Annotated in this window: 24 protein-coding genes; 8 read left to right on the plus strand and 16 right to left on the minus strand. The window is 54.9% G+C overall.

All coding sequences use genetic code 11. From position 1 onward, the window contains the following. Positions 1–40 precede the first annotated feature (40 nt). The 13 genes from Q4G72_RS15865 to Q4G72_RS15925 all read right to left on the minus strand — a co-directional run bounded on the left by Q4G72_RS15865 (position 41) and on the right by Q4G72_RS15925 (position 12,431). Positions 41–688, minus strand: coding sequence for an OmpH/Skp family outer membrane protein (locus Q4G72_RS15865; protein WP_303312408.1), 648 nt, complete (start codon positions 686–688; stop codon positions 41–43). Positions 689–727: 39 nt separating this feature from the next. Next, positions 728–1,399, minus strand: coding sequence for an OmpH/Skp family outer membrane protein (locus tag Q4G72_RS15870; RefSeq protein ID WP_303312409.1), 672 nt, complete (start codon positions 1,397–1,399; stop codon positions 728–730). A 30-nt stretch (positions 1,400–1,429) separates the two neighbouring features. Next, positions 1,430–4,018 carry an outer membrane protein assembly factor BamA gene (gene bamA, locus Q4G72_RS15875; RefSeq protein WP_303312410.1) on the minus strand — a complete coding sequence of 863 codons (2,589 nt, stop codon included), beginning with the start codon at positions 4,016–4,018 and terminating at the stop codon, positions 1,430–1,432. 10 nt (positions 4,019–4,028) lie between these two features. Then, the gene (gene uppS, locus Q4G72_RS15880; RefSeq protein ID WP_502213690.1) at positions 4,029–4,775 is read right to left on the minus strand and encodes an undecaprenyl pyrophosphate synthase; all 747 of its coding nucleotides are present in this window, start codon (positions 4,773–4,775) and stop codon (positions 4,029–4,031) included. Between the two features lie 64 nt (positions 4,776–4,839). Then, positions 4,840–5,580 carry a type IX secretion system protein PorG gene (gene porG, locus Q4G72_RS15885; protein ID WP_303312411.1) on the minus strand — a complete coding sequence of 247 codons (741 nt, stop codon included), beginning with the start codon at positions 5,578–5,580 and terminating at the stop codon, positions 4,840–4,842. Between the two features lie 39 nt (positions 5,581–5,619). Then, complete coding sequence (locus tag Q4G72_RS15890; RefSeq protein WP_303312412.1) at positions 5,620–6,558, minus strand: DUF6089 family protein; 939 nt, start codon at positions 6,556–6,558, stop codon at positions 5,620–5,622. A 129-nt stretch (positions 6,559–6,687) separates the two neighbouring features. Then, complete coding sequence (locus Q4G72_RS15895; RefSeq protein ID WP_303312413.1) at positions 6,688–7,584, minus strand: NAD kinase; 897 nt, start codon at positions 7,582–7,584, stop codon at positions 6,688–6,690. Between the two features lie 42 nt (positions 7,585–7,626). Continuing rightward, entirely contained in the window at positions 7,627–8,967 is a 1,341-nt protein-coding gene (locus Q4G72_RS15900) for a POTRA domain-containing protein (RefSeq protein WP_303312414.1), read from the minus strand. 108 nt (positions 8,968–9,075) lie between these two features. Then, positions 9,076–9,753, minus strand: a complete 678-nt coding sequence (locus Q4G72_RS15905) for a CBS domain-containing protein (RefSeq protein ID WP_303312415.1) — start codon at positions 9,751–9,753, stop codon at positions 9,076–9,078. A gap of 103 nt (positions 9,754–9,856) precedes the next feature. Further along, positions 9,857–10,639, minus strand: a complete 783-nt coding sequence (locus tag Q4G72_RS15910) for an alpha/beta fold hydrolase (RefSeq protein ID WP_303312416.1) — start codon at positions 10,637–10,639, stop codon at positions 9,857–9,859. Continuing rightward, positions 10,623–11,318, minus strand: coding sequence for an anthranilate synthase component II (locus Q4G72_RS15915; RefSeq protein WP_368409013.1), 696 nt, complete (start codon positions 11,316–11,318; stop codon positions 10,623–10,625). The genes Q4G72_RS15910 and Q4G72_RS15915 overlap by 17 nt, the downstream gene beginning before the upstream one ends. A gap of 51 nt (positions 11,319–11,369) precedes the next feature. Next, positions 11,370–11,891, minus strand: a complete 522-nt coding sequence (locus Q4G72_RS15920) for a CvpA family protein (RefSeq protein WP_303312417.1) — start codon at positions 11,889–11,891, stop codon at positions 11,370–11,372. Positions 11,892–11,969: 78 nt separating this feature from the next. Next, positions 11,970–12,431: a GatB/YqeY domain-containing protein gene (locus Q4G72_RS15925; RefSeq protein WP_303312418.1), complete on the minus strand. Its 462-nt coding sequence runs from the start codon at positions 12,429–12,431 to the stop codon at positions 11,970–11,972. 136 nt (positions 12,432–12,567) lie between these two features. Here Q4G72_RS15925 and Q4G72_RS15930 point away from each other — a divergent pair, with 136 nt between their 5' ends. From Q4G72_RS15930 to Q4G72_RS15955, 6 genes are all read left to right on the plus strand, one after another. Next, positions 12,568–13,281: a pyridoxine 5'-phosphate synthase gene (locus Q4G72_RS15930; protein ID WP_303312419.1), complete on the plus strand. Its 714-nt coding sequence runs from the start codon at positions 12,568–12,570 to the stop codon at positions 13,279–13,281. A gap of 31 nt (positions 13,282–13,312) precedes the next feature. After that, the gene (mnmH, locus tag Q4G72_RS15935; protein ID WP_303312420.1) at positions 13,313–14,386 is read left to right on the plus strand and encodes a tRNA 2-selenouridine(34) synthase MnmH; all 1,074 of its coding nucleotides are present in this window, start codon (positions 13,313–13,315) and stop codon (positions 14,384–14,386) included. 44 nt (positions 14,387–14,430) lie between these two features. Continuing rightward, complete coding sequence (gene selD, locus Q4G72_RS15940) at positions 14,431–15,495, plus strand: selenide, water dikinase SelD (protein ID WP_303312421.1); 1,065 nt, start codon at positions 14,431–14,433, stop codon at positions 15,493–15,495. Positions 15,496–15,528: 33 nt separating this feature from the next. Next, on the plus strand, positions 15,529–16,092 hold the full coding sequence (locus tag Q4G72_RS15945; RefSeq protein ID WP_303312422.1) for a PH domain-containing protein: 564 nt from the start codon (positions 15,529–15,531) through the stop codon (positions 16,090–16,092). 66 nt (positions 16,093–16,158) lie between these two features. Beyond that, positions 16,159–16,938, plus strand: a complete 780-nt coding sequence (locus Q4G72_RS15950) for an alpha/beta fold hydrolase (protein ID WP_303312423.1) — start codon at positions 16,159–16,161, stop codon at positions 16,936–16,938. A 158-nt stretch (positions 16,939–17,096) separates the two neighbouring features. Then, complete coding sequence (locus Q4G72_RS15955) at positions 17,097–17,804, plus strand: SAM-dependent methyltransferase (protein WP_303312424.1); 708 nt, start codon at positions 17,097–17,099, stop codon at positions 17,802–17,804. Between the two features lie 20 nt (positions 17,805–17,824). On the opposite strand, the gene feoB is transcribed toward Q4G72_RS15955, so the two are convergent. Together feoB and Q4G72_RS15965 are read right to left on the minus strand one after the other, a co-directional pair. Further along, complete coding sequence (gene feoB, locus Q4G72_RS15960) at positions 17,825–20,008, minus strand: ferrous iron transport protein B (RefSeq protein WP_303312425.1); 2,184 nt, start codon at positions 20,006–20,008, stop codon at positions 17,825–17,827. 9 nt (positions 20,009–20,017) lie between these two features. After that, positions 20,018–20,281 carry a FeoA family protein gene (locus Q4G72_RS15965; RefSeq protein WP_502213691.1) on the minus strand — a complete coding sequence of 88 codons (264 nt, stop codon included), beginning with the start codon at positions 20,279–20,281 and terminating at the stop codon, positions 20,018–20,020. A gap of 204 nt (positions 20,282–20,485) precedes the next feature. Here Q4G72_RS15965 and Q4G72_RS15970 point away from each other — a divergent pair, with 204 nt between their 5' ends. Together Q4G72_RS15970 and Q4G72_RS15975 are read left to right on the plus strand one after the other, a co-directional pair. Beyond that, positions 20,486–21,382, plus strand: coding sequence for a carboxypeptidase-like regulatory domain-containing protein (locus tag Q4G72_RS15970; RefSeq protein ID WP_303312426.1), 897 nt, complete (start codon positions 20,486–20,488; stop codon positions 21,380–21,382). A gap of 83 nt (positions 21,383–21,465) precedes the next feature. Next, positions 21,466–22,365: a carboxypeptidase-like regulatory domain-containing protein gene (locus Q4G72_RS15975; RefSeq protein ID WP_303312427.1), complete on the plus strand. Its 900-nt coding sequence runs from the start codon at positions 21,466–21,468 to the stop codon at positions 22,363–22,365. A gap of 58 nt (positions 22,366–22,423) precedes the next feature. Here Q4G72_RS15975 and Q4G72_RS15980 read toward each other — a convergent pair whose 3' ends face one another. Next, complete coding sequence (locus Q4G72_RS15980) at positions 22,424–24,922, minus strand: bifunctional UDP-N-acetylmuramoyl-tripeptide:D-alanyl-D-alanine ligase/alanine racemase (protein WP_303312428.1); 2,499 nt, start codon at positions 24,920–24,922, stop codon at positions 22,424–22,426. Positions 24,923–25,050: the final 128 nt, after the last annotated feature.

The raw sequence follows: 25,050 nt of genomic DNA on the forward strand, positions 1-25,050 counted from the left end.
TTGGGTTCCGGCTTTCCACAAAGCTACTGCGTAAGGCAGACTAGTTCTTTTTCGTCTTTGTTTTGGTTTTGCCAGCAGCAGGAGCCGGTGTAGCGGCGGCAGGCTTCGCAGCTGCCGGAGCCGCGGCTGCGGGGGCGGCATTAGGATCGATACCCATCTTCTTTAACACCAGATCCGAGATGTCACCATCTTTCGGGCCGTGCAGCAGAATAGGCGTAGTGCCGTAGCCGGCATCAGAGTTGAAGACATATGCATAGCCATTTTCATCAGCTACCTGATCAATAGTCTTCTGCAGCTTGTCCAATACCGGCTTCAGCAGGGTTTGCTGCTTCTGCTGAATGGAAGCATCTGCATTGCGCTGAAACTCCTGGATGGACTGCTGCAGATTCTGCAGTTCCTTCTCTTTATCGGCACGTACCACGTCCGTCATAGTAGAAGCTCCTTTTTGGTAGGCTTCGCCTTTCGTCTGGAACTCGGTGTATTTGGCTTTCAACTGATTTTCCAGCTGCGTACTGTAGTCTTTCAGCTGCGACTCTACCTGCTTGCTTTCGGGCATCTTGCTCAGCACATAGTCTACGTTGGTGTAGCCGATTTTTTGCGGAGCAGTCTGGGCGATAGAAGCAGTAGCAGAGGCAACCATTAAGGCCGCAGCCGCCAGCATCAGACGAATTTTAGGAAATGCGTTCATTCGAAAGGAAAAGGAAATTTCTAAAGTGAGAGAGCAAAGTTAATTTTTTCGGCCACTTGTTCGTGGAGCTGGCTTTGGGGTTTTGGGAGCAGGCTTCGCATCTTCCTGCTCGTTGCCCGGCTCATCCGTGGCAGGCGTAGTAGGAGTAGTTACGGTACGTACCGCACCTTTCTGCCCGGGTTGGTTGCGCTCTTCGGAGCCTAGTCCCAACTCCTCTAACACAAATTCTGTGTAATCGTGCGTGGGGTTGGTGTAGAGCATGGTCAGGTCGCCGGCTTTATCGAAGACAATGGCTAGCTGCTTTTTCTTGGCGACCTTCTCAATGGCCTCAAATACCTTATCCTGTACTGGTTTAGTCAGCTCCTGACGCTTTTTAAACAAGGTGCCTTCGTAACCAAATATTTTATTCTGATAGGCCTTGATGTCCTGTTCTTTTTTAAGAATCTCATCCTGCCGCTTTTTTTTCATGGGCTCAGTCAGCAGTACCTCTTCAGCCTGATAGGCGCGGTACATCTTGTCCAGATCCTTGCGCATGGACTCAATATCCTTCTGCCAGTTCTGTGACAAGGTATTAAGTTCCTGCTGCGCGGCGCCATAGGCCGGCATCTTGCTCATGATGTACTCAGAATCAACGTAGCCGAACTTCTGTGCCCAGGCAACCGGCATGGCCAACAAGAGCAGCAATGGCAGCAAACACACTAGTTTTTTCATGCGGAATACCGTGCTGTGCGGCCCGGCAGACTAGCGAATCTGCTGACCGATGATGAAGTGAAAATGACCTTTGTCCTGGGTTCCCTGCGTAACGCCAGGGTAGCGGGGCACAGTGTCTAAACCGTAGCCGTAGTCGAAGCCTAGCAAACCGAATGCCGACATGAAAACGCGGGCACCTACGCCCACCGAACGGTACAGTTTATAAGGATTGTATTCTGAGTAGCGTTCCACGGCATTACCGGCTTCGGCAAAGCTGAGTATGTAAACGGTAGCCGCTGGGTTTAGGGAAACCGGATAACGCAACTCCATCACATATTTATTGTACGCTACCCCGCCGCTGGAATTAGGCGACTGAATAGCATTTACCTCATTCGGGTCATCGTAGCCACGTAAGCCTACGTACTCAGTACCCACCAGGAAGTTGGAAGAACCACCTGATGCCATACCGGAGCCACCCAACTTGAAGCGCTCAAATGGGCCGATAGGACGGCTGGAATTGTAAGTACCAATAAAGCCGAAGTGGGCCCGGGTATTCAGTACCAGTTTGCCAATAATGGGCGTAAACCACGAGGCATCAAACATCCACTTATGGAATTCCACCCATTCATTCACGTTCGGATGGGCCCCTTTGAACGCCGAGTAAGGAGGCGTCAGGTTTACACTAAGCGAAAGGGCCGAGCCCCGACGCGTATAGGTCGGATTATCGGTGCTATTACGGGAAAGGGTGGTGTTCAGGGTGATGTTGTTGGCATTACCCGTACCATTTTGGAAGCCCTGCAGATAGGTATAGTTATTCAGCTTGTACTGGCTAACCGACAGCGAATTGCTCAGGGAGAAATAGTCATCAGGCCAGCGCAGATAGCGGCCCAGGCTTACCGAGGCACTGTTTACTTTAATAGAGCTACCTGTCTTCACATCGAAGTTGGTGCCTACCCGCTGAATGCTTTTGTTGAGGGATACCGACAGCGAATTACGCTTACGGCCGCCCAGCCATGGTTCCGTGAAGGAGAAGGAATAGGCCTGATACTGCAAGCCATTGGCCTGAATATTCAGGGCCAGGCGCTGGCCGTCACCAGCCGGTACCGGGCGCCAGTTGCGCAGGTCACCGGCTTTACGTAGCGAGAAGTTGTTGAACACGAGGCCCACCGTACCAATAAAGCCGGCATAACCACCCCAGCCACCAGACAAGGTAATCTGGTCAGAAGGCTTTTCTTCTACCGTATAGTTGATATCCACCGTACCGTCGGCCTGATTAGGCACTGGGTTGATGCCTACTTTTTCGGGGTCGAAATAACCCAAAGAGGAAATCTCCCGCTGGGAGCGAATGAGCAACTCGCGGTTAAACTTCTCTCCTGGCAGGGTACGTAGTTCCCGCCGAATTACATGGTCGCTGGTTTTGGTGTTGCCAGCAATGTTGATGTCTTTGATTCGAGCCTGTACCCCTTCATTGATGCGCATCTCAATATCAATGGAGTCTCCTTCTACCTTGGTTTCAATGGGGTCGATGGAGAAGAACAGATACCCATCGTTCATGTAGAGCGAGGTAATATCCTGCCCGGCGGGGTTGTAGTTCAGGCGCTTATCCAGCGTTTCCTTGCTGTATACGCTGCCTTCTTTAATACCCAGCACGGAGGCCAGCGTCTTATTATCGTAGAGGTAGTTGCCAGCCCAGGTAATGTTACGGAAGTAATATTTCGGGCCTTCATCCACTCGAATTTGCAGGGCCAGCTTATCTACGTCCTGCACCGTGGTTTTGTGAATACCAAATTTTCCGTTTTCAGTACCTAGCCAGTGATAGGAGCGGCTCTGGGCTGTAGTAATCAGGGAGTCCGATAGAATAATAGCATCGCGGTAACCCTGTGAGTTGTAGTACTCAATTACCTTCTCTTTATCCTCTTCAAATTCCTTGCGCTGGAACTTGCCCGCGTTCAGGAACTTATAGAACTTCTTTTCCTTGGTCTTCTTCATCTGGCCCTTCAGCTTGCCATCCTTAAGAGCCGAGTTTCCAAGAAAGGTAATGTCGCTGATGTGAACACGGGCGCCGCGGTTTACTGCAAATACCAGCACTACGCTATTAGGCAAGGTAGAGTCCGGCCGTTGCGTTACGTCTACTTTTGCATTCAGGAATCCTTTGTTGGTAAAAAACTTACGAACCTGCTCCCGGGTATTACTCAGTAGGGCATCCGTTACCACTTTACCCCGGATAAGCTTAATCTTTGCTTTCACGTCATCTGCCTGAGTCTTTCCAATACCGGTGAACACAAAGTTGGACAGACGTGGGCGTTCCTTTACATCGAATACCAGGAACACCCGGGTGCCTTCAATCCGGTCGATACCCACGCTGACGTCGCCTACAATACCCTGGTCCCAGAGCTTGCGGATAGCTTTCCCAATCTCTTCTCCTGGGATACTCACCGGGTCCCCTATTTTCAGGCCCGTAATGCCTACCAGCGTATTTGGATCGAGGTAACGGGTACCGGTAAAGGTGATGCCGCCCACCTGATACCGCTGAGGCTCTGGGGCAGCTGGCGCATTCTGGGCAAAAGCGGGCGTAGCCAGCCAGCTATACGCTAACAGGAAAGTGAGCAGGCTAAAAACCCGGATACTGGTGAAGTTCATTCGGAAAGACTTACGAAACGGTGAGCTGCTCACTGGTTTTACCAAAGCGCCGTTCGCGGCGTTGGTAGGCACAAATTGCGTCATAAAAATGGTCGCGGCGGAAATCGGGCCAGAGCAGCTCCGTGATATAAAGTTCGGTGTAGGCCAGTTGCCACAACAAGAAGTTGCTGATGCGCTGCTCGCCACTGGTGCGGATCAGCAATTCCGGATCAGGCATTCCGGCCGTAGCGAGGTAACCAGCAATGGTTTGTTCCGTAATGCTAGCCGGTAACAAGGAGCCCGCCGCTACTGCTTCACCCATCCGCTGGGCGGCCTGGGTAAGATCCCAGCGGCCACTATAGCTCAGAGCCAGCACCAAGGTCATGCGGTTACCAGCGCGGGTAAGCTCTTTGGCCTCAGCTAACTCCTGTTGGCAGGCAGTAGGCAGATTTTCTGTTTGCCCAATAGCTTCCAGCCGGATGTTGTTTTTTAATAGGGTAGGCGTTTCTTGGCGAATAGTATGCACCAGTAGCTGCATTAGCGCCATCACCTCATGCTTAGGGCGCGACCAGTTTTCGGTGGAAAACGCATACATCGTGAGGTATTGCACACCTAGCTCTGCTGCTGCCTCCACCGTTTCCCGCACGGCAGTAATAGCATTCTGGTGCCCAAAAATGCGTAGCCCACCCTTTTGCTTGGCCCAACGGCCATTACCATCCATAATGACGGCTACATGGGCAGGAATTCTGGTAGGATCTATTTCGGACCGCGCGGCCATTCGTGTGTTTTGCGTAAAGAGGCTGCAAGTTACGCAAATGGTTGCATTACCCTGCCCGGTTTAGCTATTGCAATAACCGGTTGTTCTCTTTGTACACATCGGGGCAGCGAATTTTATAGAATGTGTAGGAAACACTTAGCCCACTATAAAAATACCAATCCTGGTCATGTCGGTTAGCTAATACCTCGTTTTGCTTGCTAAGCTGATCTAGCTCATCGGTAAATGCTTTCCGGGCCCCCACTTCCATTCCCAAGTTCCAGTGGCGGGACAGACCGACTTTGGCACCAATACCAGCAGGAACGGCCACCCCTATCACGGTGTTCGAAAAGGTCTGCCCATTTTGCAGCACCGTTTTAACCGGGGCCAGAAAACCTGCTACGCCTACAAAAACAAACGGGGTGAAGCGAGTTTTGGTCTTCGCACCATAATAGTCGAAGAAGTTATATTCCAGAATCCCCGCTACCTCATAAATACTTCCTTTCAGGTAGCCTCCACGATTGGCATTTAGCGGGGCAGTATCGCCATTTACGCCGATTACCTGCTTATCATCTGCCCGTAGAAGCCCAGCCAGCAAGTTACCCCGAAGGGTGATGGGTGCCGATATATCTTTCCGGTAAAAAGCAGAAACAGCCGGTCGATTATTGGCAAACCGATATTCAGGAGATAATTCCCCCTTATAGTTTACAACTCCAAGGCCTAAGCCTACTTCACTAGTGTTCTGTGCCTGTGCGCGGAAGGCAAAAAAAACACTCCCTACTTGCGCCAGGCAAATAAGGAGTGTTTTATGCGAGTTCAAATTGATCATCAGACTGGCTGTGGATTAAACATGACAGCCAATGGCTGGCTATCGGAATTTGGGGCTCTTGATTTTAGGAGCGAGGATGTAATTCAAGGTTAAGCCGGTAACGATGTACCAGTCCTTTTCATTGCTGTGTCCCCGAATTTCACCTGCTTGCTGGGCTTCCCCAAAGGTGCCTAATTGTGCACCATCGTTGCGGGTGATGTCATAACCAAAATACTGAGCAGCAGGGCTGGTCAAATCGGCTCTATCCTGAACAAAGTCACCACCTACGTCATCGATGTAGTCGGTGAACGTTTTGCGCCAACCGATTTCGAAACCTAAGTCAAAGTGACGGTCCAACTTATAACGTACACCAGCACCGAAGGGAATGGCAATCTGACCACGCTTATAAGGCGACTTATAACCTTTTCCGCTTACATTCTGACCTTCTGTGCCTAAAGGCTGAAGCTCTACATATTGCCCTTTTAAATCGGCTGGAGCATCCGCTTCGGAACCAACCAAACCTTTGGGGTTGTGTTTGAAAGCGGCTACACCTGCAAATACGTAAGGAACGAAGTCAGGACGACGGATATAGTTGTTGCGGTTTTCGATCAGGTCAAACATGCCAACCACAGAGGCCTCAAAGATATCGTTACGGAAGTTCATGTTCCGGGTATAGCGAAACTTAGCATCTTGGTCTTTATCGTCGGCTGCTTTCTGGTCGTCACCGGTGATGCGGCCATAGGATAAGCCAAAACGGCCCGAAATCCGGGGAGCAAAACGGCGGGTAAAGGTAAAGCCTAAGTTAGGACGGGTAGCACCTAGCCGTAGACTAGCAATATTAGTACGCGGTACGATGTCGCCAAAATAGTTCATGGCGTTTAGGTTCACACCTACCGAGTTATACATTTTCCGCTTGGTAAACCGTTGAGCGCTTGCGTCTGAAGCAACCAGCGCAAAAGCTAGTATAAGCGCCAGGATAAGGGGGAAAAATCTCTTCATAATCGAACGAAGGTTAAGTATATCGGGGTGCAGGAAAAGCTATTGATCCGTACGGACACGATTACAGTCAGTGACAAAAGTAGTGGTTGCCAGCAATATTAAAAATAAAAGCTTCAAAAAGTCCTTATTTTAAGGAAGTAAGCTGCCATCAGGATTGCGGCGGTCATACCCCCAATTTAGCTTGCTACGCAGTGTGCTTAAAAAATTTACGTGGTTCAGTCGTATCAAACGGGCATTAAAAGTTTCCCGGCGTACGGCAATCTGCACAGTGGCATCCACAGGAACCGAGCGGGAATCTAGGGAAAGAAGAAAGTTATTGCTTCGTCCTTCAATCTCAAATGAAATAACGCTGCGGTCGGATACAACGAGTGGACGCACGTTCAGGTTGTGCGGACATACGGGAGAGATGATAAAATTGTTGGTTTGCGGCAGCATAACCGGACCACCACAACTCAATGAATACCCGGTAGAGCCGGTGGGTGTAGATACAATCAGCCCATCGGCCCAGTATGAATTGAGATATTCTCCATCGATATACGTGTGCACCACAATCATGGAGGAGGTGTCGCGCTTTAGGATAGAAAACTCATTCAGGCCGAAATTGACTTCGCCAAAAACCTCCGGGTCAGTATCTACCCGAATCAAACTCCGCTCTTCGACTACAAAATGACCTTTGAACAGCGCTTCAATGGCTTGCGGAATACGGTCGGGGGTAATGGTTGCCAAGAAGCCGAGCCGGCCGGTGTGGATGCCCAGAATAGGAATTTGCAGGCTACCCACGTAGGTAACAGTATCCAACAGGGTTCCATCTCCACCAATGCTGAGCACAAACTGCATACCGCGGAGAGAGTCTCCGCGCCGAAAGGTGGTAACGGTATCCGGTAGCTCCAAGCGGGTATCTAAATAGACCCGGAACGACTCGACAATATATAACTCGGCCTGACGGGCCAGTAAATTATTTAGCAAGGCCTGAATGGCAGGTGCCACACTGTCATCGAAGGGTTTACCCAGAATGGCTATTTTCATATCTAGAGGCAGACTATAGAATGCTGCAGAACCGGATGAGGCTCAGATGGGAAAGGCCGTGCGAATGTATAACCCGGTCTGACCAAGCGCATTGAGGGCGTATTCCAAGGCAAATACCCGGTCATAATAGGTAACCACGTGCAGCCCGATGCCTGCTGCGAGCAGGAACTGGTTGGGCAGCCGGTTGCTGGAATAAACTAGCGAGGCCGGCGCTACCACATAACCCATATCGACAAAGGTATTTAAATATATGGCCAGCGGCAGTGTACTGAACTTCGGATTTTCGGTAGCTTCCAGTTGGAGCTGGCGGGCGCGTAGGATTGGATAGGATAGTCCCTGCTGCAGCAACAGGTAATGCTGTCCATCCACCACATATCGGTCATAGCCCCGCACGAGGGAGGCATAACCCAGCGCACGTGAATCGGCATACGCCAGGCGGCGGTTGGTCAGGCGGGTTTGCCCTTCCAGCCCGGCGCTATAGTATAATTGGTAAGGAAGCGCTAGGTAACGTGTGTATTGGGCGTGCAGAGTAGTATAGCCAGGGCTGGCAGAAGTCAGAAACAGACGCTGTGAGAGAGTAACCTGGGCATAACGCCCGGTAAGCGGGTAAGCAAAATTGTTGCGCTCGTTGATGATGCGAGTCAGGGCTACATCTACGTAGCTGCGTTGCTGGCTACCAGCAAAATAGGCTGGGTTTCCTATCTGAATGGAATCAGATATCTGTTCCCGGCGCCACGCCACATCGAGGGCTGTGCGGCGTTGCACGGTATTGCGCCAGCGCAGCCCTGCTAATAGGTAGGTCCGATGAAAGGCGAAGCCACTTTCTGACCGATAGGTCAGCAGCTGGTCGTGCTCAGTGCGGTAATCAAGCGCCCTACTGCGGGCAAAGGAGGCACCCAAAGCCAGGCCTGGGCGTTGCCTGTTGCCAGGGTTTTCAAAAAACACTTCGTATTTCTGGTTGAAGCCCAATTGCAAGTTGCCGCGCAACTGCTCGTTTCGCCCCCGGAAATTGTTGCGCACCACGTGCACGCCATAATCTACGCGCCGCCATCGGTCAGGCCTATCAAGCCAGGACCGGATATTCCGGTCAGCCAAGGAGAAAATAGGAATGGGAAAGGTATACCAGCGCTCCTGCAGGCTAAAGAGGATGGTAACTTCTCCATCACGACAAACAGTCTGTACTAAAACTGCGTGAAACAGCTGTAGGTTGAGCAGGCGGCGACGGTTGGTTTCCAGGCGGCTAGTCAAGGCAGAGGCGACCAGCGTATCACCTTCCTGAAAGTCCAACTCAGCTCTTAAAATCCGCTCCTTGGTTACTTCATTCCCTACAAAGACAACGGAGCTTACCCGCAAGGTGCTGTAGTTGGGGCAATGTACCCGCACGAGGCTATCCGTTGGGGTACTGCGCGCTGTGTCCGCCACCCAAACCGTCTTCTCAGACGGTAACCATATCAGTAAAGCAAATACAAATCCCAGCACCCGTAGCCGCGCTTACAGGCTCAGGTACTTCAGCAGGGCGTCGTACCGATCCTGCTCGTCTTCTCCCAGTTCGCTGCTGCCGCTGAACTGAGCGCTGATGGTATAGCCAAAACGTTCCAGCGTGGCCGCAATACGGGCCAGGTCCGGCGTATTCAGTTTAAGCGTGAGTCTGATTTTATAAGGCTCATTTTCGTCCCGGGCCACGTGGGCGCTCAATACTTTGGCATTGTTTTCTTCTACGTAGCGGCTGATTTGGGAAAGAGAATAGTCGCGCTCATCCATGGTCAGCACCAGAATACCCCCCAGCCCAATAGCAACGGGCGTTTCGCCGAAGGCTGCCAGCGTATCACTTACCGAAACCACGCCGATATAGTCATGCCGGTCGTCAAGGACAGGAATAAGCTGCACTTTGTTCTGCACCGCCATTTCAATGATATTATAGAAATGCTGGTCACGCTGCACGTGCACATCGGCGTAACCGAATGGAATGCTGGCCAGCAGCTGTTCCGTCCCGTTTACATCCAGAATATCGGCTTCCGTAATCAGGCCCCGGTAGCGGCGGTTTTCGACTACGGGCAGCTGGCCTACGTGAAACTCATCGAGCCACTTCGCTGCCTTGCCGGCTGAGTCCGTCACCTTCAGTGGCGGAATCATTTGATTAATCATGTCTTCGGCAATCATCGAGAGCATCGGCTAGAAGCAGTAAAATGGAAGGTAAGCGCTGGCTAGGCCAAGAACAAACGAGAGCCTTAATACTTTGTTCTAAAACTACCGGAAAGTAACCCAACAGGTTTTAGCGACGGGCAACTACCTGTGGCGTAGTACGCTCCAAAAACTGCGCCAGTAGGGCATTAAAAGCGTCTGGGCGTTCCATCATGGGTGCGTGGCAGCAATGATCCAGAAAGTGCAGCTCAGAATTAGGTAGCAGCCGGTGAAACTCATGCGCCACCTGAGGCGGCGTAATCGTATCATTCAGCCCCCAGATGAGCAGCGTGGGAACGGATATACGGCTTAAGTCCTTCCCCAGATTGTGCCGCTGCGCCGAGCGCGCAATGCTGATGATACGCAGGCACTTGGAATTGGAATTGGTGATGCTGAATACTTCATCTACCAACTCTTTAGTTGCTACGGTGGGGTCGTAGAAAGTATAGGCCACGCGCTCCTGCACAAAGGCGTAGTTGCCGCGCTTGGGGAAAGAGCCACCCATAGAGTCCTCGAACAGGCCACTGCTGCCGGTGAGCACCAGGCGGCTTACCTGTTGTGCGTTATGCAGGGTATACACCAAAGCAATATGCCCGCCTAGGGAGTTTCCCAGCACGGTGTAGGGGCCAGGAAGCTGCACGGCCGCCACAAAGTCTTCCACAAAGTTGACTAGGCCCGGTACACCGGCCTTCAGCAGGGGCATATCGTAGATTGGCAGCAGCGGAATGACCACGCGGTAGTTCGGGCGGAAGGTTTCTACTACGTCTTCCCAGTTGCTGAGGGCCCCAAATAAGCCATGCAGCAACAGGAGCACGTCGCCGCTTCCCTCGTCTACATACTGAAAGCCGTTATGTTCCTTAATTTGAAGTTCCATCGGTTGAGGGAGCCGGTGCGGAGTGCGCACCGGTCTTTGCAATGATACAACACTTGACCCAATTGCGTAACAGCGCCAGCCCATGGGTCGTGAGCAGGGCTTCAGGATGAAATTGCACGCCGTACAGCGGCAGCGTGCGGTGCCGGAGCGCCATTACTTCGGCATGCGCATCGGCAGTAAACGCCAAAGGCAGCAAGGTATCCGGTAACGACTGCAGGCCCAACGAATGGTACCGGGTAACTGGTATGCGCGCCGGCAGGCCTGCAAAGAGCGGATCGGTCAGCTCCACATCAATATCCGAAACCTTGCCGTGCATGGGGCGGCTTGCCCGTGTGAGGGCGGCTCCGAAAAACTGCCCCAGCGCCTGGTGCCCCAGGCAAACGCCCAATATCGGTACCTGCTGATGGTAGGCCGCTATTACTTCTAATAGAATACCCGCCGACTCCGGAGTTCCCGGTCCCGGCGACAATACCAACCCATCAAACCGATGCTTCGCCAGTTCCGTCAGCGGCACATCGTTGCGCAGTACTTGCACGGTGGCGCCTAGCTGCTGCAGGTAGTCCAGCAGGTTATAGGTGAAGGAGTCAAAGTTATCGAGCAGCAGCAGACGCAGTGGTTCCTGCGCAGCTTGGGAGGCTAGCGACGGAAGGTTTGCGTTTGAAGCGGCAGGTTGATTCACTAATATAAAGTCGGCAGCAGTTATGCAGGCCGATATGCTGGGAGCATAACCCTAAAATACGCCCCGCAGTTTCTCCAGCAGGGTACCGGCAAAGGGCATCACAAAACCCATCACCTGCAGAGCAAAAGGCGTGGCCTGGCGCACCAGCGGCAATACCTGGGACTGTGCCACCATATCCGGCGACAACAGCTGCAGGCCGGCCATACCCACACCATGCAGCAGCAGGCTTAGACCCAGCACCCATTTTACCACGCCGGCCGCACCACCTAAGGCATTATCGAGCACGCCCAGTGGCGTGAGGTGCACGGCAGTTTTGAGGAAGGTACCCAACAAATGCACGCCCCACACAATCAGCACAAACACCAGCAGGAACGATACGAAAGGTAGAAACCCGAAGGCCTCGCCCACATAATGCCGCACCAGCGGAATGGCATCATGTAGGAGCATTAGTCCACCAATAGCGCCCAAAATGAAGGCCAGCAGCGAGGCTACCTCCAGCACTAGGCCGCGGCGGAAGCCCTTCACGGCACCAATACCCAACGGAATCAGCAGCAGAATATCAAACCCAGACATTAGTTGTAGGGAGCTAGGAAGCAGAAGTAAGGAGCAGCAAATAAAGCATTGGCTACTCCTGACTTCCGGCTTCACTACTTACACATTGGTGTTGTTGAGCAGGTTGCTTACTACCTGCGAAATCATCCTGCCATCGGCCTGGCCGGAAAGCTCGCGGGCGGCTACGCCCATTACTTTGCCCAGATCAGAAGGGCCGGTAGCGCCTACGCGCTGAATGATTTCCACCAGCCGCTCTACCAGATCAGCCTCGGAAAGCTGCTGGGGCAGGTACTCCTCAATAATAGCCAGCTCGGCCAGCTCAATTTCTTCCAGATCGGAGCGAAACTGCTTCTGGTAGGTTTCAGCGGCTTCGCGGCGCTGCTTGGCGGCTTTGTTCAGTAGCTTCAGTTCGGCATCTTCTGTAATGGTGCCGTGCTGGCCTTCTGCCGTTTCGGCCAGCAGAATCTGGGATTTGATGCTGCGCAGGGCCGTAAGGCGTACTTTGTCTTTGGCCAGCATGGCCTTTTTAATATCAGCGTCGATGATTTCTTTCAGAGCCATAGGTCAGGGAAAATAAGAAGATGAAAACGCCCGGAAGAAGCCGGGCAGCAGACAAGGGCAAAATCAACGGCTCCCACGATTTCCGCGTACTTTTGGGGTAGCCCGGAGGCCCGGGAACCTGATTTGGCCTTGTAGAATGACGAAACTAAGCGTAAACATAAATAAAATAGCCACGCTGCGGAATGCGCGCGGCCACAACCGTCCCGATTTGCTGCAGGTAGCCCGTGACTGTGAGCGGTTTGGCGCGCAGGGCATCACGGTGCATCCGCGCCCCGATGAGCGCCACATTCGCTACCAGGACGTGCGCGACCTGAAACGGGTAGTAACCACCGAGCTGAATGTAGAAGGCAACCCCACGCCGGACTTTCTCGCCTTGGTACGAGAAGTGCGCCCCGAGCAGGTAACCCTAGTGCCGGATGCGCCCGATGCCATTACTTCCAACGCCGGCTGGAACACGGTAGAACATCTGGTGTACCTCATGGGCGTAGTGCAGGAGCTGAAATCTATCGGCTGCCGGGTGAGCATCTTCCTCGACCCCGACCCAGCCATGGTGAAAGCCGCCGTGGGCACCGGCACCGACCGGATTGAGTTCTACACCGAAGCCTACGCCACCGGCTACCATACCAACCGCGAAGCTGCCGTAGCGCCTTACCGCTTGGCCGCCACTATGGCCCAAGAGCTGGGTTTGGGCCTGAACGCCGGACACGACCTAGACCTGGATAACCTGGCCTACCTGAAACAGGAGCTGCCCGGCCTGGCCGAGGTCAGCATTGGGCACGCGCTGATTTGTGACGCGCTTTATCTGGGACTGGAAAACACCATTCAGCTATACCGGCGCCAGCTGGTGTAACTTGCAGTCTGCCCCGCTCCTACCCTGCCTTATGCCTCGTATTCCGCTTACTGATTTTCTCTCCGGCCCCACGCACGCGCCCATTCTGGACGTGCGCGCCCCGCTGGAGTACGCCCACGGCCATATTCCGGGTGCCCTCAATCTGCCTTTGTTTTCCAATGAAGAGCGGGCACGCATAGGCACTACCTACAAGCAGGTAAGCCAGGAAAAAGCGGTGCTGCAGGGCCTCGATTTTTTTGGCCCAAACATGAGCAATATGGTAAGGCAGGCCCAAAAGCTGGCTCCCAACAAAGAAGTGCGGCTGCATTGCTGGCGCGGCGGTATGCGGAGCGGCGCGGTGCAGTGGCTGCTGGAACTGGCGGGCTTTCGAGTGCATCTGCTCGATAAAGGCTACAAAGACTACCGCCGCTGGGTGCTGGAGCAGTTTTCTCAGCCCCTACCATTGTTGGTGCTGGGCGGCCTCACGGGTTCCGGCAAAACCGATGTGCTGCACGTGCTAGCTCATCGGGGCGAAACCATTATTGATCTGGAAGCCCTAGCCCATCACAAAGGCTCGTCGTTTGGCGGCATTGGCATGGAAGCCCAGCCCACCCCCGAGCAGTTTGAGAACAACCTGGCCGGCGCCCTTTCCCGCACCCCCCTCGATAACCTGATTTGGGTAGAAGACGAAAGCCTGATGATAGGCAGCGTACATCTGCCCAAGCCTCTCTACGAGCAAATGCACCGCACCCCCCTGATCGTATTGGAAGTGCCCCGCCCCATGCGCACCCGCAAGCTGGCGGAGGAATATTGTCAAGCTGACCCGGAACTGCTGAAAGCCGCTATCCAGCGCATCAGCAAGCGTCTGGGTGGCCTGGCCACCCAGGAAGCCCTGGCCGCTATTGATGCCGGTGACATGGAGAAGATGGTAGACATTGCCCTTACCTATTACGACAAAGCGTACCGCTACGCCCTGGCAGCCCGCACCGGTACCCAGCTGATTCAGGTACCTTCTGAAACCTGTGACCCGGTGGAAAATGCCGGCCGCGTGATGGCTGCCCTCCGCCGCGAAGGCATCAGCAATTTACCGGCTACCATGAGCCTGCCCGATACGGACGTTGCGTAATCTAGCTGATTACTGGCCCCTCCCCTTTTTGCTATTTCTGCCTTATGACTCCTGAAAACGCCACCGCCACCGTCGACGCTATCCGCCTGACCCAATACAGCCACGGAGCCGGCTGCGGCTGCAAAATCGCGCCCAAAGTCCTCGACCAGATCCTGCACACCAGCATTGCCCAGCCCCACGATGACAAGCTGCTGGTCGGCAACAGCTCCCGCGACGATGCGGCCGTGTACGACATCGGCAACGGGCAGGCACTGATTAGTACCACTGACTTCTTCATGCCCATCGTAGACGACGCCTACGATTTTGGGCGCATAGCCTCCGCCAACGCCATTTCCGATGTGTACGCCATGGGCGGCCGCCCCGTGCTGGCTATTGCCGTGCTGGGCTGGCCCATTGATAAGCTGGCGCCGGAAGTAGCCCGCCGCGTGATTGAAGGCAGCCGCAGCATTTGCCTGGAGGCCGGCATTCCGCTGGCCGGCGGCCACAGCATCGACTCGCCCGAGCCCATCTTCGGACTGGCCGTCACGGGCATGCTCGACATCAAAAACCTGAAGCGCAACGACACCGCCACCGCCGGCTGCGAGTTGTTCCTGACCAAGCCCCTGGGCGTGGGCATGCTGACCACGGCCCAGAAGCGCGGCATTCTGCGCCCCGAGCACGAGCAGATTGCTCCTCAAAGCATGATGCACCTCAACAAAATTGGGGAAGATCTGGGCAAGCTCTCGGCAGTAACGGCCATGACGGATGTAACCGGTTTCGGCCTGCTGGGCCACCTGAGCGAAGTATGTGAAGGCAGCAACCTGACGGCGGAAATTGATTTCAGCAAAGTACCCCTGATTCGGGAGGCCGAGGAATACCGGGCCCAGAAGTCTATTCCGGGTGGCACGGTGCGTAACTGGGACAGCTACGGCCACAAAGTAGGCCCCATCACCGACGAGCAGCGCAACTGGCTCTGCGACCCGCAAACGTCCGGGGGCCTCTTGGTTTGCGTAGCGCCGGAAGGCCGCGCGGCCGTGCAGGAAGTATTTGCCCGCCACGGGTTGCAGCTGGAAGCCTTCGGTGCACTCCGTCCTCACACGGCCGAGGAGCCCTGGATTTTGGTGCGCTAACGGGTGAAGCTTTTTCCTCTTCTGCGCCAGCTTATGGAAATAGGCATCGGGCTGGGGGCAGTGCTGTTGGCACTGCGCTTTGTTACGGGCCTGTTTAGCAAGCGGAGTCGGGTATACGGCCCCAATTTCACCCGGCAGCTGTACCTGTTATTCTGGCCGCTACTGTGTCTGGCGGTGGGCCTGCCTTTTCTGGCTTCCTTCTTTTTGATGGATAGCCTTTCCACTTTTGAGCTGGTACTGCTGTTGGCCCTGGCGGCGGTAGTGCTTGGCTTTTCCGTGCCGGCGCTGGTATTGCATATCCAGTACTATCTACGGAATCAGCAGACTAGGTTGGTTTTCGACCCTAAGCAGAATGTGCTGGAGATATATGAGCACGGTGCCCGCCTGGCTTTCAGCCGCCAGGATATAGTGCGCGTGGAGCGGGTGACGTGTGCGTCCAAACGTATGTTCTGGAGCAACTACGATTTTATCCGGCTGCACTTCCTGCAGGGCCCGCCCATTACGCTCACCTCCCTCCTACTGAACCTGGAGCCGGTGGCAGAATTTCTGCGCAATACTCATCTGGAGAAGCGCACCCGCTGGATATGCTTTGCGTAGTACCCCGACGGTAGCACTGCCTTCCGGCGGCACGCTATTTCCTGCTTTCGCATCTTTGTACCCATTATGCTGCAACTTCATTACCGCGAAATGGGCCAGGGCACGCCGCTGGTCATTCTGCACGGCCTGTTTGGCACCCTGGATAACTGGCAAACCCTGGCCCGCCGCTGGGCCGAGGCCGGGCACCGCGTTATCGTAGTAGACCTCCGCAACCACGGCCGCTCGCCCCACACCCCGGAGCACAGCTACGAGCTGATGAGCCAGGACGTGCTGGGCTTGTTCGACCAACTGCAGTTGGGCCCCGATACCACGCTGCTGGGCCATAGCATGGGCGGCAAAGTAGCCATGCGTTTCGCCCTGGACCACCCCGACCGGCTCGCCAAGTTGGTGGTAGTAGATATTGCGCCGCGCCTTTCGGACATGAACCATCAGGACGACATCATCACTGGCCTGAACTCCCTGCCCCTCGCCACCCTGCAAAGCCGCCAGGAAGCTGATACTGCCCTGGCCCAGTACATTCCCCAGCCTGATGTACGCCAGTTCCTGCTCAAAAATCTGTACCGCCGCGAGGACAACACGTTTGCCTGGCGGCAGAACCTGGAGGTGCTAACCGCGCAAATGCCGGCCGTGGGGGCTGAAATCAGCAGCACGCAGCCCTTCCTGAAGCATGCCCTGTTTATCCGCGGTGGCCGGTCGAACTACATTTCCACCGAAGACAAGCTCTACGGCATTCCGGCGCTGTTCCCCAACTCCCAGGTAGAAACGATAGTAGACGCCGGCCACTGGGTACACGCCGAAAAGCCCGACGAAGTGTTTGCGCTGGTAAAAGCGTTTATCGAGCAGTAATCTGTCTCCCTTATTAATAATGTCATCCTGAGCTTTGCGAAGGACCTGCTCATCGCAGAACTACTAGCGTAACAACGACTCATGTTAACGTGAGCAGGTCCTTCGCAAAGCTCAGGATGGCAACTGGTAGTTTAGTCACCACCCCAACCCACCAATACATGCCTGGTACGCTCTACCTCATTCCCACTGTTTTAGCCGAGGACACGGCCACGCAGGTATTGCCGCCCCAGGTGGCCGAACGGGTAGTGGCGCTGTCGTATTTTCTGGTGGAGAATGCCCGTACGGCCCGGCGCTTTATTAAGCAGGTGGCGCCGCAGCACGTAATAGAGGAACTGCGCATTTCGGTGATTGATAAAGACAGCTCCGAGGCGCAGATTCAGGCGGCGCTGAAGCTGGTGATGGCCGGGCAGGACGCAGGCGTGATTTCTGAGGCCGGCTGTCCCGGCATTGCGGACCCCGGCGCGGAACTGGCCCGGGCAGCGCACCAGTTGGGTATCAAAGTAGTACCATTGGTAGGCCCGTCTTCCCTCCTATTAGCCCTAATGGCTTCCGGGATGAATGGACAAAGCTTTGCGTTTCACGGCTACTTGCCCATTGACCGCAGCCGGCGCAGTGCCACTATCAAGCAGCTGGAGCGCGTAGCCCTGGCCCAGAAGCAAACCCAGCTGTTTATTGAAACGCCCTACCGAAACATGCAAATGCTGGAGGATTTACTCACCCAGCTAACCGGCACTACCCGCCTCTGCATCGCCGCCAACCTGACTGCGCCCAATGAGTTTGTACGTACCAATACCGTAGCCGGCTGGCGCAAAGCCGGGCTACCGGATATCCACAAGCAGCCGGCCGTATTTCTGGTAGGAATGTAGTCTGAAGGCAGCGCTAGGCGTTATTTCATGAGCTGGTACACCAGCAGCGAGGAGAAATAAGCCAGCCCCGTCATGTACACCAGTTGCATCATGGGCCATTTCCAGCCTTTAGTTTCACGGTACGTAGTAGCCAGCGTGCTCATGCACTGCATAGCAAACACATAGAAAATCAGTAGGGAAACGGCCCGAGCCGGCGTGAAAAACGGCTGCCCATCAGTATCCTTGGCCAAGGCCAGCTTTTGCTGCACCGTGCGCATATCGGCATCTTGCCCCACGCTGTAGATAGTAGAGATGGTACCTACGAACACCTCCCGGGCGGCAAAAGAGGTAAGCAGCGCAATACCAATTTTCCAGTCGAAGCCCAAGGGGCGAATGGCCGGCTCCATGGTACGGCCAAAGAGGCCGGCGTAGGAGTTTTCCAGGCGGGCGGAGGCCACGTTGATGTCAGTTTCTTCGGCAGTGAGACCCTGGGCCGTCCCTTGCTGCCGGGCCTGCGTTTCGGCATGCTCCAAGGACTGGCCCGGGCCGAATGAGGCCAGTACCCATAGCAGCACCGAAATGGCCACAATCACCTTACCAGCCTGAAACACGAAGGTTTTAACTTTCTCTACGATGGTAATACCCACGTTTTTCCAGCGCGGCCAGCGGTATACCGGGAACTCCATAATGAAGTAGCTCCGCTCCTTGGTCTTCAGCAGAAATTTCAGGCCCAAAGCCGAGAAAATAGCCGCGAAGAAGCCCAGCAGATACAACCCCATCAGCACAAACCCTTGCAGGTTAAATACACCTAGCACGGCCCGGTTAGGCACCACCAGGCCGATGAGCACCGTGTACACCGGAATGCGCGCCGAGCACGACATGAGCGGCGTGACGAAGATGGTAATCATCCGGTCTTTCCAGTTCTCAATAGTGCGCGCACTCATAATAGCCGGTACAGCGCAGGCCACGCCGGATATCAGGGGCACCACGCTCTTGCCGTTCAGCCCGAACTTGCGCATGATGCGGTCCATCATGAACGTGACGCGGGCCATGTAGCCGGTTTCCTCCAGCACGGCAATGAAGGCGAAAAGCAGGGCAATCTGAGGCACAAACATCAGCACCCCGCCCAGGCCGGCCAGCACACCTTCCGTGAGCAGGTTGATGAGCGGCCCTTTGAAGTTGGTTTGGATAAGCCCGTTAATCAGCGCAATGCCCTGGTCAATGAGCTCCATGGGGTAGCTAGCCCAGGCAAATACAGCCTGAAACATCATAAACAGCACCCCAAAGAAGATCAGGTAGCCCCACACACGGTGCGTGAGTACCCGATCGAGGCGGTTGCTGTAGGGCTCCTCCTTTTCCGTGCGCGTCACGGATACCGTGTTCAGCAGGATGTCGTTGATGCGGGCGTAGCGGGCAATGGTTTCCTGCGCTTGGCGCGGTGTAGGCTCAAACCCGTACTTCTGTATCAGTTCCTCGATGTACTTCCTATCGTCGGCGGACAGGAAGCTGATATGCCGGAACTGGTGCGCGTAGTGCAGTGCCAGGTAATCGTTGTGCAGGTTGAAGTAGTAGCGGATCTGCCGGATCATGAGCAGCAGGTCTTCCTCGGGCTCGTAGAAGTGCACCGTGGGTGCGGCTAGCTGCTGGGCCATCACAATTTTGAGGGCCGCTACCCCAATGCCATTACGAGCATTCATGGGAATAACAGGCACGCCTAGCTCTTCCTGCAGGGCAGCTACATCAATGGCAATGCCGTGTTGAGCGGCCACGTCCATCATGTTCAATGACAGCACAATGGGCAAACCCAAATCAGCCAGCTGGGTAAACAGCAGCAGGTTGCGGCGCAGGTTGGACGCATCCACCGTCACCACCACAAAATCCGGGTACTGCTTCGAGGTCCGGTCGTAGAGCAGGTCGGTAATGACCTTTTCGTCCAGGCTCTTGGGGTAGAGCGAGTAGGTACCGGGAAGGTCAATGATTTCGGCGCGCATGCCGGAGGTGATCTGCGCAACGCCGGTTTTGCGGTCTACGGTTACGCCGGGAAAATTGCCCACCTTCTGGTTAAGCCCCGTGAGCTGATTAAACAGCGAGGACTTACCCGAGTTGGGGTTCCCGATGAGAGCAATGCGCGTAAGAGAGCCGGGCAGGCGAGGCGAAGACGTCTCCAGCAATGACGCTGAAAGCGCTGCCCCGGCCCGGCTGGTCATTAGTTCTGGACTTGCCATTCGTTGGGGCTAGTCTTTCAGCAAGATGGTGGCTGCCTCGCTCACCCGCAGGGAAAGGGTATACTCCTCGCCTTCACCAACCAGCAGCGTAATGGGGCACCCCAGCGGCGCCCGGCTATTTAAGCGCACCTGCGTGCCAGGAATACAGCCCATTTCCAGCAGCTTCAACGCCATTTCCGGATCGTTGAGGCAGCAAATCGTTCCGGCTTCGCCCATACGAAGGTCTTTCACGCTTCGGGCAGCAGGCTTAGCAGAAGTGGAACGGATGGGCACGGCGAGGTTATTTAGATTCTATTTAAACAAAGGTACACCCCAATTAAGTTTCGGCCAAAATTCAAGACTGATAGTCCCGTTTTTTCCCAAATAAGCCCTTGTTGTATAACTATTCCCAAACACAATTGATTATTATAAATAATCACAGATTATATGCATCAGTTAGGGGTATTCCTTGTATTTTTGACATATAATCCGCTGCATATGCTTCAACGTATACTCACCTTCATTGCTATTATCCTTCTGTTTCCGGCGCTGGTACAGGCACAAGAAAACCGCATTACAGGCCGTATTGTCGATCAGAAGACCAAAGAACCGATTCCTTTTTCCGCCATTGGACTGAAAGAAGAACAAACCGGGGCGCTAACCAACGAATACGGCTTCTTCCAGATTGCCATGCCCGAAAAAAACGAGCAAGACTCACTGGTAGTGCAGGCACTAGGCTATTTCCGCAAGACAATTGCGGTTAAGCGGGGCACCAAGATGGAGGACATCACCATTGAAGTTCCCAAGCGCATTATTGAGTTGGGTGAGGTGAAGGTACAGGGTGGCAAAATTAAGGACCTGGCACTGGGCGCTAAGTCTTCCACCCCAGGTGAAGGCATGATTCAGGGGCAGCCTGGCAGCCAATATGCTTTCTTCGTGAAGAACGAGAAAGGCAAACACCTGGGCATGATTCGCTCGGTGTCATTCTATATTGGCGAGCATGGATTCCCGCAGGAGCCCTTCCGCGTGCGCATCTACAAGCCCGACGGCAACTATAATTCTCCTAATACCGACTTGCTGACGGACAACGTAGTGGTATCGGCCCCCGGCGGCGGCCAGTGGTACACCATTGATCTGACCCAGTACAACATTCCGGCCCCTGACGAAGGATTCTTTGTGGCAATGGAATGGGTAGTAAGTGGTGATAAGTTCTACACCACCAACTTCTCCGATAACTACACGCCCTACGGTCAGATTATGCGCCCTACGTTCGAGTTCAAAGAGAGCCGCACCTGGAGCTATAGCATCGGCAAGGGCTGGAGCCTGATTACTCTGGTGAACAACGGCAAGTATTACAATGCCATGATTAAGGCCGAGGTAGACGCTTATAAATAAGCGCTACTGCTTAGCCAGAAGCCGGAAAGAGTTTTTCGGGCTTGATTAAACTCCTTGTATTTTTGGCAGTTAAAAGCCTCTCTATGCAACAGCGCGTACTCACTTTTTTCACCTTTCTGCTGGTGTTGCTGCCCGCGCTGGCTTTTGCCCAGAACGACCGGATTGCCGGTCGTATCGTGGATGCCAAGACCAAGGAGCCCATTGCCTTTGCCTCAGTTAACCTAAAGGAAGAGCAAACCGGTGCTCTATCCAACGAGTATGGCTTCTTCCAGCTGCCCATGCCGCAGAAGGGCCAGCTCGACTCGCTGATTATCATGGCCCTGGGCTTTGAGCGCAAAGCTATTCTGGTGAAGCGCGGCACCAACATGGACGAGCTCATTATTGAAGTGCCCAAGCGCAACATTGTGCTGGAAAACGTGACGGTAACGGCCGGCAAAATGAAGGCGTTGGAGCTAGGCTCCCGCTCCAACACGCCCGGTTCGGGCATGATTCAGGGCATGCCAGGCAGCCAGTACGCTTTCTGGGTGAAGAATGAGAAAGGCCGCAAGCTGGGCATGATTCGCTCCGTGTCGTTCTACATCAGTGAAAGTGGCTTCCCGCGGGAGCCGTTCCGCGTGCGCATCTATGCCCCCGATGGCAACTACAGCTCCCCCAATACCGACCTACTGACGGACAACGTAGTGGTATCGGCGCCCGGTGGTGGACAATGGTACACTATTGATCTGACTTCTTATAATATCCCGGCGCCGGAGGATGGCTTCTACGTCGCTATGGAGTGGATTGTGAGCGGCGATAAGTTCTACACCACGAACTTCATGGACTCTTATACGCCCTATGGCCAGATTCTGCGTCCTACGTTCGAGTTCAAAGAAAGCCGCACCTGGACCTACAGCATGGGTCGGGGCTGGAGCCTGATTACCTTAGCGAACAATGGTATGCGCTACAACGCCATGATTAAGGCCGAAGTAGATATGTACAAGTAAGGAGAGAGTACTATCTTTCCTAAAAAGGCCGCCCAGCAAAGCTGAGCGGCCTTTTTAGCTATTCCGCGTAGAACACCCGCTTTACCCGCTCACTTACATTGGTCAGCAGCTCATAGGGAATGGTGCCAATGCGGGCGGCTAGCTCCGAAAGCGTAACCTCCGGCCCAAATACTTCGGCCGTATCACCGGCCTGGGCGCCGGAAATATGGGTGACGTCAGCCATGCACATATCCATGCAGATGTTGCCCACAATGGGTGCCCGCTGCCCCCGAATAACGACCTCTCCAACCCCATTGCCGAACCGCCGGTCGTAGCCATCGGCGTAACCAATGGCCAGCGTAGCAATGCGGCGGTCATGAGCAGTAGCGGAACCCCGCCGGCCGTAACCAACCGTCTGACCCGCCGCCAGTGTTTTTACCTGTGACACGGTAGTGCGCAGGGTACTGACGGAGCGCAGCGCCTCCTGCTCCTGCCCGGTAGCTTCTACCCCATACAGCCCAATACCCAGGCGTACCATATCAAAATGCGCCTCGGGAAAGCGGAGAATCCCAGCCGAGTTAAGTGCGTGCTTGATGATGGAATAGCCTAGTGCCGCTTCTACCAGCGGCGTCATGCGACTAAAAGCTTCCAACTGCTGCTGGGAGAAACTGTTGTGCTGCTCTTCATCGGCACCGGCCAGGTGCGTGAGGGCACTGGCTACGCGCAACCGCTTGGCATTGGCGCGCAGCAGGGCGCACAGCTGGGGCATGTCTTCCTCGGCAAATCCCAGGCGGCGCATACCAGTATCCAGCTTTAAATGAATGGCCGGCAGCGGCTGCTCTGCTGCTACCTGCAGGTATTGCTGCAATACTTCAAACGAATAGATTTCCGGCTCCAGATGGTACTGATGCATCTTCTGGAAACTATCAGGCGACGGGTTCATCACCATTAGCGGCAGACTGATACCCTGCTCTCGCAATTCCACCCCTTCATCGGTATAGGCAACGGCAAGGTAGTCCGCACGGTGAAATTGCAGCAGGTTAGCCACTTCGTAGCTACCACTCCCGTAGGCAAAGGCCTTCACCATCACCATGAGCTTAGTGCCGGGCTGCAGACGCGTGCGGTAAAAGTTGAGGTTATGCACGAGGGCATCAAAATTTACCTCCAGCACGGTGCCGTGGATTTTCTGCTGAAACGCGGACACAATCCGCTCAAAGCCGAATCGGCGGGCGCCCTTTACCAAGATAGTCTCGTGCCGGAACTGCTCCGGCCGTACCTGCGCCAGAAACGCTTCAGTATCGGCAAAAAACTCTTTATCAATGCCTTGAAAGGCCGAGGCATGGGCACTGATATCAGCTCCAACGCCCAGTAGGCGCTCTACGCCGTGCGTAGCCAACTGCGTAGCCACGCGGGCATAGAGTTCCGCCGCGGGCAGCCCGGATTCCAGCAAATCAGACAAAATCAGGCTGCGGCGGCCCCGGCGCGGCTGGCGGGCCAGTACATCCAGCGCCAGCGAGAGGCCGGCTAAGTCGTTGTTATAGGTGTCGTCCAGAATGTAGCAGTCGTTCAGGGCCTGCTTCATTTCCAGACGCATGGCCACGGGGTGCAGTCTATCCAGGCGGTGCTGAATTTCGGTGGCTGGCACCTGCAGCCAAAGCAGCACAGTGAGAACGTGCAGCGCATTTTCCAGGGAAGGCTCATCGGCGAAGGGCACCGTGAACGTGTATTCTTGGGGCAAGGGGCGGTCCAGGGCCACGTGCACTACGGTGCGGTCGGCGCTGGCTTCGGCTACTGTTATGGCTACGTCGGCCTCATGCGGGTGCTGCCGGCTCCAGGTAAACGTGCGGGATTCGTCCAGCACTTCCTGTGCGGTGGCGTGCACCAGGGCATGGTCGCGGCAATAGAACAGGGTATCGACGCCGACAAAAAGGCGCATTTTCTCCCGAGCTTTTTCGGTGGCGGAGGTGAAGCCGGCATCGTGCGCGGTGCCCAGGTTAGTGAAAACACCCAGCGTGGGCTGGATTACGCGGGCCAGCCGCTCCATCTCGCCCCGCTCGGAAATACCGGCTTCAAAAACGCCGAACGTGTGGGTGCTGTTCAGCTCCCATACGCTCAGCGGCACGCCTACCTGCGAGTTGTAGCTGCGCGGGCTTTTGCATATCAGTTCATCGGGGCTCAGCATCTGCGCCAGCCATTCTTTCACAATGGTTTTGCCATTGGAGCCCGTAATGCCCACCACGGGTATGCGGAACTGAGCACGGTGGTGCGCCGCCACCGCCTGCAGAGCCAGCATACTATCAGCTACCAGCAAAAAGCAGGCTTCCGGGTAGGCTTCCACCCCTTGGGGAATTTCCTCGGCGCGGTCTACCACAAACTGGCGCACGCCCTGCTGATACAGGTCCGGCAGGTAACGGTGGCCGTTGTGCTGTGCGCCCCGAATGGCAAAGAACAGCGCCCCGGCCGCAACGCCTACGTGGCGGCTATCCAGCAACAGATGTTGCACCGGGCGGTGCGGAGCAGCGGGCGTTGGCAGCAACGTACCGCCGGTAATATCGGGCAGGTGGGAGAATAGCAGCATACCAGAAAGGAAACAGCAGCCAAGGTACGGGAGTTTGCAGGCAAGCCCACGATGGATAAAAAGGCTGGCAGCGCAACGGCCTGCCAAACAAGCCGTATTTTTGCGCCTTCGCCCTCCAACCACTGCTT

The organism is Hymenobacter sp. BT730 (assembly GCF_030542105.1).
Taxonomy (GTDB): domain Bacteria; phylum Bacteroidota; class Bacteroidia; order Cytophagales; family Hymenobacteraceae; genus Hymenobacter.